The sequence below is a fragment of the Arthrobacter agilis genome (genome assembly GCF_002953615.1).
Taxonomy (GTDB): Bacteria; Actinomycetota; Actinomycetes; order Actinomycetales; family Micrococcaceae; genus Arthrobacter_D; species Arthrobacter_D agilis_B.
Genome location: NZ_CP024915.1, coordinates 1388563 through 1398447, shown reverse-complemented (window position 1 = coordinate 1398447; position 9885 = coordinate 1388563). Strand labels below are relative to the sequence as shown.

15 protein-coding genes and 1 pseudogene are annotated in these 9885 nt (G+C 70.1%); 15 read left to right on the top strand and 1 reads right to left on the bottom strand.

The annotated features are described in order from the left end of the window. From CVO76_RS06735 to CVO76_RS06675, 13 genes and pseudogenes are all read left to right on the top strand, one after another. Window positions 1-208, top strand: a pseudogene (locus CVO76_RS06735) (signal recognition particle protein); the annotation flags it as partial. Between the two features lie 8 nt (window positions 209-216). Continuing rightward, window positions 217-927 (top strand): alpha/beta fold hydrolase, encoded by a 711-nt coding sequence (locus CVO76_RS06730; RefSeq protein ID WP_208741376.1) that lies wholly within the window; start codon window positions 217-219, stop codon window positions 925-927. Window positions 928-952: 25 nt separating this feature from the next. Continuing rightward, on the top strand, window positions 953-2059 hold the full coding sequence (locus tag CVO76_RS06725) for an amidohydrolase family protein (protein ID WP_432206139.1): 1107 nt from the start codon (window positions 953-955) through the stop codon (window positions 2057-2059). 58 nt (window positions 2060-2117) lie between these two features. Next, on the top strand, window positions 2118-3017 hold the full coding sequence (locus CVO76_RS06720) for a VOC family protein (RefSeq protein WP_208741374.1): 900 nt from the start codon (window positions 2118-2120) through the stop codon (window positions 3015-3017). Between the two features lie 154 nt (window positions 3018-3171). Then, entirely contained in the window at window positions 3172-3576 is a 405-nt protein-coding gene (gene rpsP, locus CVO76_RS06715) for a 30S ribosomal protein S16 (protein WP_104118496.1), read from the top strand. Window position 3577: 1 nt separating this feature from the next. After that, window positions 3578-3823, top strand: coding sequence for an RNA-binding protein (locus CVO76_RS06710; RefSeq protein ID WP_104118497.1), 246 nt, complete (start codon window positions 3578-3580; stop codon window positions 3821-3823). A 106-nt stretch (window positions 3824-3929) separates the two neighbouring features. Further along, window positions 3930-4505, top strand: a complete 576-nt coding sequence (gene rimM, locus CVO76_RS06705) for a ribosome maturation factor RimM (protein ID WP_208741372.1) — start codon at window positions 3930-3932, stop codon at window positions 4503-4505. After that, on the top strand, window positions 4505-5296 hold the full coding sequence (gene trmD / locus CVO76_RS06700; RefSeq protein ID WP_208741370.1) for a tRNA (guanosine(37)-N1)-methyltransferase TrmD: 792 nt from the start codon (window positions 4505-4507) through the stop codon (window positions 5294-5296). Before rimM ends, trmD begins: the two co-directional genes overlap by 1 nt. Window positions 5297-5510: 214 nt before the next feature. Then, the gene (gene rplS / locus CVO76_RS06695) at window positions 5511-5870 is read left to right on the top strand and encodes a 50S ribosomal protein L19 (RefSeq protein WP_087075993.1); all 360 of its coding nucleotides are present in this window, start codon (window positions 5511-5513) and stop codon (window positions 5868-5870) included. Window positions 5871-5874: 4 nt separating this feature from the next. Further along, window positions 5875-6564, top strand: a complete 690-nt coding sequence (gene lepB / locus CVO76_RS06690; RefSeq protein WP_432206153.1) for a signal peptidase I — start codon at window positions 5875-5877, stop codon at window positions 6562-6564. 83 nt (window positions 6565-6647) lie between these two features. Then, window positions 6648-7490 carry a signal peptidase I gene (gene lepB / locus CVO76_RS06685; protein WP_133080690.1) on the top strand — a complete coding sequence of 281 codons (843 nt, stop codon included), beginning with the start codon at window positions 6648-6650 and terminating at the stop codon, window positions 7488-7490. Beyond that, on the top strand, window positions 7487-8227 hold the full coding sequence (locus CVO76_RS06680; RefSeq protein WP_208741366.1) for a ribonuclease HII: 741 nt from the start codon (window positions 7487-7489) through the stop codon (window positions 8225-8227). The genes lepB (CVO76_RS06685) and CVO76_RS06680 overlap by 4 nt, the downstream gene beginning before the upstream one ends. A 7-nt stretch (window positions 8228-8234) precedes the next feature. Further along, on the top strand, window positions 8235-8558 hold the full coding sequence (locus tag CVO76_RS06675) for a DUF2469 domain-containing protein (RefSeq protein ID WP_087075985.1): 324 nt from the start codon (window positions 8235-8237) through the stop codon (window positions 8556-8558). A 16-nt stretch (window positions 8559-8574) separates the two neighbouring features. Here the strand turns inward: CVO76_RS06675 and CVO76_RS06670 are convergent, their stop codons facing one another. Then, entirely contained in the window at window positions 8575-8874 is a 300-nt protein-coding gene (locus CVO76_RS06670) for a hypothetical protein (protein ID WP_208741364.1), read from the bottom strand. A 190-nt stretch (window positions 8875-9064) separates the two neighbouring features. Here CVO76_RS06670 and CVO76_RS06665 point away from each other — a divergent pair, with 190 nt between their 5' ends. Both CVO76_RS06665 and CVO76_RS06660 read left to right on the top strand, forming a co-directional pair. After that, a complete protein-coding gene (locus tag CVO76_RS06665; RefSeq protein WP_208741362.1) occupies window positions 9065-9430 on the top strand; it encodes a YraN family protein in 366 nt (121 codons plus the stop codon). After that, on the top strand, window positions 9430-9885 hold a 456-nt coding region (locus CVO76_RS06660; protein WP_279628601.1), incomplete at its 3' end, for a magnesium chelatase domain-containing protein. The genes CVO76_RS06665 and CVO76_RS06660, both read left to right, overlap by 1 nt.

The following is a 9885-nucleotide window of genomic DNA, read 5'->3' as shown; positions in this document are numbered from 1 at the left end:
GACGAAGGCGGCTGCGGCCAAGGGCAAGAAGAAGCCCCGCTCGGGCAATCCCGCGAAGGCGGCCCAGGAGCTGCAGGACGCCGAGGCACGCCGTTCCGCCGCCCGTACCGCGGCACCCACCGGTGCCGCGTTCGGCGGCGGGCAGCCGGACTTCGACCCGTCGGCCATGAACCTCCCGAAGGGCTTCGAGAAGTTCCTCGGGAAGTAGCGCGGGCGGTGCCGAACCTCGAGCGGGTCGTCTTCGTCCACGGCAGCGGCAGCTTCGGCGCCGCGGCCTGGCCGAAGCAGCACGGACTGTCGCTCGACTTCGACTGCCTGTACCTGCGGCGGCACGGGTTCGCCCCGGATGCGGATCCGCTGCCGACCGACCACGGCCGTGACCAGGAGATCGTCGCCGAGGCTCTGGGCGACGGCGGCCACGTCGTCGCCCACTCGCAGGGCGCGGTCTGCGCGATGATGCTCGCCGTCGAACGCCCGGACCTCGTGCGCTCCCTCACCCTCGTCGAGCCGGCGTGCCTCTCCCTGACGGCGGACCTCCCTGCCACCCGTGCCCACATCGAGCTGATGGCGCCGCTGTTCGCCGAGCGCCACGCCCTGTCCGACGAGGAGTTCCTCCGCGCGTTCGTGCGCCGCATGTTCTCCGCGGACGCGCGGCCGGCCACCTCGGGGGAGGAGCGTCGGGATGCCGCGAGGCTGCGGCTGCAGAGCCCGCCGTGGGAGGCGCCGCTGTCGATCGTGCCCGGGGTGCAGACCCTGGTCCTCACCGGGGGCTGGGAGCCGCTCTACGAGGAGGTCGCCGAGTACCTCGCCGGGACCGGGGCCGTGCACCGCGTCGTCCCCGGCGGCCACCGCCCCCACGACACGCCGCAGGGGGACGCACTGATCCGGGCCTTCCTGCGCGCCGGTACCGTGCGGGCGGCGGCGTGACCGCCGTCCCGGCCCGCCGGGCGCCGTGACGCATCCCGAGGGGTTCCTCCACCTCACCGGTACGGTGCTGCTGTCGCCGACGCGCACGGTGCCCGACGTCTACGTGCAGCACGGCCGGTTCACCTTCGCGAGGCCGCCCGGCACCCCCGTGCAGACCCTCTCGGGCTGGGTGCTGCCCGGCCTCGTCGATGCGCACTGCCATATCGGGCTCGACCGGCGGGGCCGTGTGCCGGACGCCCTGGCCGAGCAGCAGGCCCTGCAGGACCGCGACGCGGGGACGCTCCTCGTCCGCGACGCCGGCGTCGTCAACGACACCCGGTGGGTGCAGGGCCGCGCGGACCTGCCGCGCCTGGTGCGGGCCGGCCGGCACGTCGCCCGTACCCGGCGCTACTTCCGCGACTACGCCGTCGAGGTGGAACCCGCGCAGCTGGCCGGCGCCGTGGCCGACCAGGCGAGGCTCGGGGACGGCTGGGTGAAGATCGTGGGGGACTGGATCGACCGGTCCGTCGGAGACCTCGTCCCCGCCTTCCCGCCCGCCGCGCTCAGGGACGCCGTCGACGCCGCCCACGCCGAGGGGGCGCGCGTCACCGCCCACTGCTTCGCCGCCGCGACGCTCGACGGCATGCTCGACGCCGGGATCGACTGCATCGAGCACGCCACGGGCATGCTGCCCCGGCACGTCCCCCGTTTCGTGGAGCAGGGCGTGGCGATCGTGCCCACGCTCGTCAACGTCGACACGTTCCCGGTCATCGCCGACGGCGCGCAGCAGAAGTTCCCCGACTACGCGGCGCACATGCGGCGCCTGTGGGGCGGGCGGGAGGAGATGGTGCGCCGTGCCTACGACGCCGGCATCCCGGTCTACGCGGGAACCGACGCCGGCAGCGTGATCGCGCACGGCCGGCTCCCCGACGAGATCGCCGCGCTCGCCGGCGCGGGTCTCGGGGCGTCGGCGGCGCTCGACGCCGGCTGCTGGGCGGCCCGGCGCTGGCTCGGCTTCCCCGGCATCGAGGAGGGTGCGAGCGCCGACGCCGTGGTGTGCTCCTCCGATCCCCGCCAGGACATCGGCACCCTCGCCTCCCTCCGGGCCGTCGTCCTGCGCGGAGCGGTGGTGCGGACCGCGGCAGCGGAATAAGTTGAAGCTTCAATTAGTTGTACGGGGTGACCCACCGTCGACCCCCCGAGGAGCCGCAATGCACCCGCAGGACCTGTTGCCCACCGACACCGCCATGGGAACGCTGACCCTCAAGGTCGGCGACCTCGCCCTCCTGTCCACCTACTACGCCACGGCACTCGGCCTCCAGGTGCTCGAGGACGGCGCCGACGCAGTCGTCCTGGGGCGCCGGGGGAAGGCCGTGGTCCGCCTCGAGGAGGCCCGGCACCTGCATCTCCCGCCGCGCGGGGAGGCTGGACTGTTCCACACGGCGCTCCTGTTCGCCGACCGTTCCGACCTCGCAGCGGCCGTCGCCTCGGCCGCCCGGCACCCGCTCAGCTCCTTCGTCGGCAGCGCCGACCACCTCGTCAGCGAGGCGTTCTACTTCACCGACCCGGAGGGCAACGGTATCGAGCTGTACTTCGACCGCCCGAGGGACACCTGGGACTGGTCGCAGGACGCGCGGGGGAACCGTTCGGTCGTCATGGACAGCCTGCCCCTGTCCCCGCAGGCGTACATCGACGAGCACCTCACCGAGGCGGCCGTGTCCGACGCCGCATCGAGGAGCGCGGACGTGGGCCACGTGCACCTGCAGGTGGGCGACGTCGACACCGCGCGCCGGTTCTACGTGGACGTGCTCGGCTTCGAGCGGACTGCGGGCTGGCACGACCAGGCACTGTTCGTGTCTGCCGGCGGATACCACCACCACATGGCCATGAACGTCTGGAACAGCAGGGGAGCCGGACCCCGCAAGGACACGCTCGGCCTGGGCGAGGTCCTGATCAGCGTGCCGTCCGCCGACGAGGTGGGCGCCCTGGCCGACCGGCTGTCCTCCGCGGGCGTCGCGAACCACTCCACGGGGGCCGAGCTGCGCTTCGAGGATCCCTGGCGCAACCGGCTGCGCGTGGCCGTCCCCGGCCAGGGCGGCGGAATCGCCTAATTTCCCGCCGTCTGGCACAATGGTCTCGTACTCGATCCGTGCAGCCCCTCTCTCTGTGCGTGAATTGTGTCCTTTGAACCCCTCGAAATGGCCCGCCCCACGGGAGCAGGACGACGGGTTCGCCCCTTTTCATTTACAAGGAGTGACCACACAAGTGGCCGTAAAGATTCGCCTCAAGCGCATGGGCAAGATCCGCGCACCTTTCTACCGTGTCGTCGTCATGGATGCACGCTCCAAGCGTGATGGCCGTGCCCTCGAAGAGATCGGTAAGTACAACCCCACCGAGGAGCCCTCGTTCATCGAGATCAACTCCGAGCGTGCGCAGTACTGGCTCGGCGTCGGCGCCCAGCCGACCGAGCAGGTCTCCGTACTGCTGAAGATCACCGGTGACTGGCAGAAGTTCAAGGGACTCAAGGGCCAGGAAGGCACCCTGAGGACCAAGGCAGCCAAGGAGTCGTTCGTCGCCCCCGAGAAGGGCTCGGTGATCGTCCCCGAGGCCATCACGCCGAAGGCGAAGAAGAACGACGACGCCGCCGCGGAAGCCACCGAGGCAGAGTAAGTTGCTGGCCGAAGCTCTGGAGCACCTCGTCCGCGGCATCGTCGACAACCCGGACGACGTCCGGGTCTCCGCGAAGAACAACCGTCGCGGCGAGACGCTCGAGGTGCGCGTCCACCAGGAGGACCTCGGCCGCGTGATCGGCCGCCAGGGGCGCACCGCCCGGGCGCTGCGCACCGTGGTCGCCGCCCTCGCGGACGGCGAGCCGGTACGGGTCGACGTCGTGGACACCGACCGCCGCCGGGGCTGACCCCGCCAGAGCTTTCACGGCACGAACTTCCGATCGGCCCCACTACCAGTACCTGGTGGTGGGGCCGATCTCATGTACACCGACCACACCCAGCAGGAGCAGCGCGATGGAAGTACTGGTAGCCAGGATCGGCAAGCCCCACGGCATCCGGGGCGAGGTGACGGTCCAGCTCTTCACGGACGCTCCCGAGGACCGTTTCGAACCGGGCGAGACCTTCCGGGTCGAGGACGCCGCGGTGACCGAACTGACCGTGGTCAAGGCGCGCTGGAACAAGGACATCCTGATCGTCGGTTTCGAGCAGGTCCCCGACCGCAACCAGGCCGAGACGCTGCGCGGCGCGAAGCTCTTCCTCGATACCGCCGGATCGGAGGACGCGGACGACGACGCCTGGTACGAGCACGAGCTCGTGGGACTGGACGTCCGGGTCGACGGCGAATCCGTGGGCAAGGTGACGGGCCTGCGGACCATGGCCGTCCAGGACCTCCTCGTCGTCGAACTCACCACCGGCCATGAGGCGCTCGTCCCGTTCGTCGGCGAGATCGTCCCCGACGTCGATCCCGAGGCCGGCTTCGTGACCATCGTGCCGCCGGCCGGGCTCTTCGACCTCAACACCCCGGGCTCCAACCAGGCGCCCGACGACGGCGACGACGTCGCAGCACCCGAGGGCGGGGCGCGCGGCTAGTGCGGATCGACGTCGTCTCCATCTTCCCGGAGTACCTCGCCGCCCTCGACCTGTCGCTCATCGGCAAGGCGCGGCAGGACGGCGTCCTCGACGTACGCGTGCACGACCTCCGCTCTTTCACGACGGACCGGCACCGGACCGTCGACGACACGCCCTACGGGGGCGGGGCGGGCATGGTCATGAAGGCCGAGCCCTGGGCGCAGGCCCTCGAATCCGTCCTCGACGGAGCCCCCGCGGCGGAGCGGCGCCCCACCCTGATCGTCCCCTCGCCCGCCGGCGCGGTGTTCGACCAGGCCATGGCGTACGAGCTCGCCGAACTCGATCACCTGGTGTTCGCCTGCGGCCGCTACGAGGGCATCGACGAGCGGGCGATCGACTGGGCGCGCGGGGACTTCGACGTCCGGCCCGTCTCGCTCGGCGACTACGTCCTCAACGGCGGGGAGGTGGCCGTCCTCGCCATGGTCGAGGCCGTGGGGCGCCTGATCCCCGGCGTCGTCGGCAACCCGGAGTCGCTCGTCGAGGAGTCCCACTCCGACGGACTGCTCGAGTACCCGGTGTACACGAAACCCTCGTCCTGGCGCGGCCGGGACATCCCCGAGGTCCTCCTCAGCGGGAACCACGCGAAGATCGCCGAGTGGCGGCGCCTCGAGCAGTTCCACCGGACGGCCGAACGGCGCCCGGACCTCCTGGCAGGCGTCGACACCGGGGCACTGACGAAGGCGGACCTCCGGGCCCTGCGCGCAGCGGGATTCGACGTCGTCGACGGCAGGCTGACCCGGCCGGCGCATTAGCAGTCTGCGCCGCCCCTGTGGAATAATCGTAGATTGTGTCCACTGGGCCGGACCCTGCCACAGGGGGAGTCCAGCCAACAGTTCCACACACCGGCCGCCGGACCTCCGGACCGACCGGGAATCCTTTCTTCGACGGCATTGCCCGGGTCCACGCCCGGTCCTTGACCGTCGTGACCAACGTGAATGACCTGTGGCGTTCACCAGGAGCATCAACATGCATATTCTCGATTCCGTTGACGCCGGATCGTTCCGCGACAACGTCCCCGACTTCCGCGCCGGCGACACCGTCAACGTCCACGTCAACATCATCGAAGGCAAGAACACCCGTGTTCAGATCTTCAAGGGCTTCGTCGTCGGCCGCCAGGGCGATGGCATCCGCGAGACCTTCACGGTCCGCAAGGTGAGCTTCGGAGTCGGCGTGGAGCGTACGTTCCCCGTCCACAGCCCGGTGCTCGACAAGATCGAGGTCGTCTCCAAGGGCGACGTGCGCCGCGCCAAGCTGTACTACATGCGCGAACTGCGCGGCAAGGCAGCCAAGATCAAGGAGAAGCGCGACCCCAAGACGGTCAAGTAACCTCCTGAAGGTGCACGAAACCCCCGCTTCCCGGTCTCCGGTCGGAGAGCACACGAAACGCCGGTCCCGCTGTACGGGCTGGCGTTTCGTGTTCTCCGCCGTCCTCGTCGCGGCCCTGCTCACGGGCCTCGTGCGCGGCTTCCTCATCGACGTCTACTTCATCCCGTCCGCGTCGATGGAACCCCTGCTCACCGAGGGTGACCGGGTGCTCGTCAGCAAGTTCGAGGACACGCGTGGCAGCGTGCGGCGCGGCGACGTCGTCGTCTTCGACGGCCGGGGGTCCTTCGACCCGATCACCGATCCGCGCAGTCTCCCCGAACGGATCGTCGCCGGGACTGGGCAGTGGCTGGGTCTCAGCGGCAGCGACACCGTGTACGTGAAGCGTGTCGTGGGTGTCGGCGGTGACCACGTGGTGTGCTGCTCTGTGGACGGTCGCCTGACCGTCAACGGGGACGGGCTGGACGAGCCGTACCTCCATCCGGGTGACGCGGCGAGTGAGAACGCGTTCGACGTCGTGGTGCCCGAGGGCCGCGTCTGGCTCCTCGGCGACCACCGTTCGGCCTCGATGGATTCCCGGTCCCTCCTCGGCGCGCCGGGAGGCGGGCTGATCGCGGAGGATCGGATCATCGGGCGTGCCTTTCAGCTAGTCTGGCCCCTTGACCGGTTCGCGCCGATCGAGCGCCCTGCCGGCTGATCCGGGAGGCCGGACCGGCGCTCTCGTAGAACTTCCTCCGGTGGGTGGCCGCCGGGTATTCCGACCACAGAGGACACCAGCACATGGCACGGAGCTTCCGCAGGAAGTCACCCTCGGGCGCAGAGGCCCCCGCGACCAATGCACCCGATCCGGACACGGAGAGCGCCCCGGGGACCGCCGCCGACGACGCAGGCGACACCGGGAGGCCCTCGAAGCGCCGCAAGAAGGACGCCGACCACGGTTTCGGCGCGTGGCTGAAGGAGATCGCGACGATCGTGGTCATCGCGCTCGTGCTGTCCTTCCTCATCAAGACGTTCCTGTTCCGTGCGTTCTTCATCCCGTCGGGCTCCATGGAGGAGACCCTCGAGATCGACGACCGCATCTTCGTGAACCAGCTCGTGCCGCAGCCCTTCGACCTGCAGCGCGGCGACATCGTCGTCTTCCGCGACACCGAGGGTTGGCTGCCGCCCCAGGCCGCGGTCCAGGTGAGCTGGCTGAAGGAAGCGCTCATCTTCATCGGGCTCGCTCCCGACGAATCACAGCAGCACCTCGTGAAGCGCGTCATCGGGCTGCCCGGCGACCACGTCATCTGCTGCGATGCCGAGGGCAGGCTCACGGTCAACGGTGAGCCCCTCGACGAGCCCTACCTCTTCCCCGGCGCCAATCCCTCCGACCTTCCGTTCGACGTCGTCGTACCCGAGGGGAAGGTCTGGGTGATGGGTGACCACCGCAACGCCTCCGCCGATTCGCGGGCGAACCGGGACAAGCCCGGGGAGGGCTTCGTCGCGATCGAGAACATCGAGGGCAAGGCGGCCGTGATCGCCTGGCCGCTGACCCGCATCGGATTCCTGGGCAACCACCCCGACGTGTTCGGCGGTGTCCCCGATCCCGAGCCCGCGGCACAGCCCACCCCTGCAGGACCATGACCACTCTCCGTAAGAAACGGTCCAGCGCCCCGAACCTCGGCGTCGAGAAGTCCTTCGCCGTCGACGGGCACCGTTACATCGCCGGATGCGACGAAGTGGGCAGGGGAGCGCTGGCCGGTCCCGTGTCCGTCGGCATCGTCGTCGTCGACCTGGCTGCCGCCACGGGCCTGCGCGGGGTCCGCGACAGCAAGCTGCTCCAGCCCGGGGAGCGTGAGGCGCTGGTCCCGCGCATCCGCCGCTGGTCCGTCGCGTCCGCCGTCGGGCACGCGACGGCGGCCGAGATCGACGCATTCGGCCTGATGGCCGCCCTGCGCGCCGCAGGGAGCCGCGCCTGGGCGACGGTGACGGAGGTCGTGACGCCCGACGCGGTCATCCTCGACGGCAACCACGACTGGCTGTCCGCCCGGTCGCAGGGCGCGCTCTTCGACACGGACGGCCGAACGGCGCCGGTCGAGTCGGTGGGCTGCACGGCGCCCGTCCACACCAGAATCAAGGCGGACCTGAAGTGCCTGAGCGTCGCTGCGGCGAGCGTGCTGGCGAAGGTGGAGCGCGACGCCCTGATGGTCGCACTCGCGGGGGACCATCCGGCGTTCGGCTGGGACGGGAACAAGGGGTACGCCACCGAGGGCCACCGCTCGGCCATCGACGCCGTCGGAGCGAGCGAGTATCACCGGAAGACGTGGCGCCTGGGAACCTCGGCGGTACCCGGCATGCCACGCGTCGAAAGTGGGGGATGATTGTCGAATGAGTGCCGAGGATCTTGAGAACTACGAAACCGACATGGAACTGCAGCTCTACCGCGAGTACCGGGACGTCGTCGGGTTGTTCAGCTATGTCGTGGAGACCGAGCGCCGGTTCTACCTGGCCAACAACGTCGACCTGCAGGCGCGCTCGGCCGACGGCGAGGTCTACTTCGACCTGACGCTGCAGGATGCCTGGGTGTGGGACGTGTACCGTTCGGCGCGGTTCGTCAAGAACGTCCGCGTCATCACGTTCAAGGACGTCAACGTCGAGGAGCTGTCGAAGTCCGACGACATCGCGCTGCCCAAGGACGGCACGCTGGGCTGACCGGAGTGCCGGCCGCTCACGCGGTCGGGTCGTCGTCCGTTCCGCCGTGGGGGAAGGCGTCCTCGCCGTCCAGCGGGACGTCGGCCGCCTGTTCGAGCCGGTCAGCCTCCGATCCGCCGGTGCCCTCACCGGCGATGCCGCCGCCGGAGACGTCGTCACCCGACGCGGCTGAGATGCCCTGTTCCTGGAGGTCCGCCTCCGAGCCGCCTGTCCCCGTCCCGGTGCGATCCGCGCCCGCGCCGGCTCGGACGGGTGCCCCCTGCTCCTGCCGGTCCGCCTCGGATCCGCCTGGCAGGATGTCGCTCGACTCTGACATGGTGTCCTCCGTTCTGCATCCGGGGCGACGCCGGATGGATGACGTCGTTTCTCCGTCCACGGTACGAGGGGCGGGGAGCCTCTGCCACAGCTTTCTTCCCCGGGTCCCCGGCGCCCGGCACCACCCGTTGTCCACATAGCCCCTCCCCCCACGATGAACGTGCGCCGCTTCCCCGACGCTGGGGGAGGAGGTGGAAGCCATGGTGGCAAAGGATCAGCTCGGGCGTCGCGGGGAAGCGACGGCGGCGGTCTTCCTGGAGCAGGCGGGCCTGAGGATCGTCGACCGGAACTGGCGGTGCCCGGTCGGGGAGATCGACCTCGTCGCGGTCGACGGATCCACGCTCGTGATCGTCGAGGTGAAGACGCGCAGCTCCGACGATTTCGGACAGCCGTTGGAGGCCATCACGGCGAGCAAGCTCGAGCGGCTGTACCTGCTCGCGTCCAAATGGGCCCGGGCCCACGACCTGAGGTTCAGCGGCTTCCGGATCGACGCCGTGGGCGTCCTGGACGACGGTTCCGGCACCCCGCGGATCGAGCATGTGCGGGCGGTCATCTGATGGCGCTCGGACGGACCTACGCCGTATCGCTCATCGGTATGAACGGACACGTCATCGAGGTGGAGGCGGACATCGGGCAGACCCTGCCGGCCTTCGTCCTGCTCGGCCTGCCGGATGCATCCCTCAACGAGGCCAAGGACCGCATTCGCGCGGCAGCCCGGAACGCAGGAGTGCCCCTGAGCCGCCGGAAGATCACCGTGAACCTCATCCCGGCATCGCTGCCCAAACGCGGGTCAGCCTTCGACCTCGCGATCGTCATGTCCGCACTGGCGGCGGCTGGTGACGTCAGGAGCTGCGGCTCGACCGTCTTCCTCGCCGAACTGGGGCTCGACGGACAGCTCCGACCCGTCCGCGGCGTGCTGCCCGCCGTGATGGCCGCCGCGGGGGCTGGACACCACCGGGTGGTGGTCGCCGAGGAGAATGCGGCCGAGGCCGCACTGGTCGCCACCGTGGAG

Bases quoted from the DNA above. Each gene is read 5' to 3' on its own strand.
- CVO76_RS06675 (WP_087075985.1), top strand. From the start codon at position 8,235: ATGAGTGCCGAGGATCTTGAGAACTACGAAACCGACATGGAACTGCAG.
- rplS (WP_087075993.1), top strand. From the start codon at position 5,511: ATGCATATTCTCGATTCCGTTGACGCCGGATCGTTCCGCGACAACGTC.
- CVO76_RS06670 (WP_208741364.1), bottom strand. From the start codon at position 8,874: ATGTCAGAGTCGAGCGACATCCTGCCAGGCGGATCCGAGGCGGACCGG.
- lepB (WP_133080690.1), top strand. From the start codon at position 6,648: ATGGCACGGAGCTTCCGCAGGAAGTCACCCTCGGGCGCAGAGGCCCCC.
- CVO76_RS06680 (WP_208741366.1), top strand. From the start codon at position 7,487: ATGACCACTCTCCGTAAGAAACGGTCCAGCGCCCCGAACCTCGGCGTC.
- rimM (WP_208741372.1), top strand. From the start codon at position 3,930: ATGGAAGTACTGGTAGCCAGGATCGGCAAGCCCCACGGCATCCGGGGC.
- CVO76_RS06720 (WP_208741374.1), top strand. From the start codon at position 2,118: ATGCACCCGCAGGACCTGTTGCCCACCGACACCGCCATGGGAACGCTG.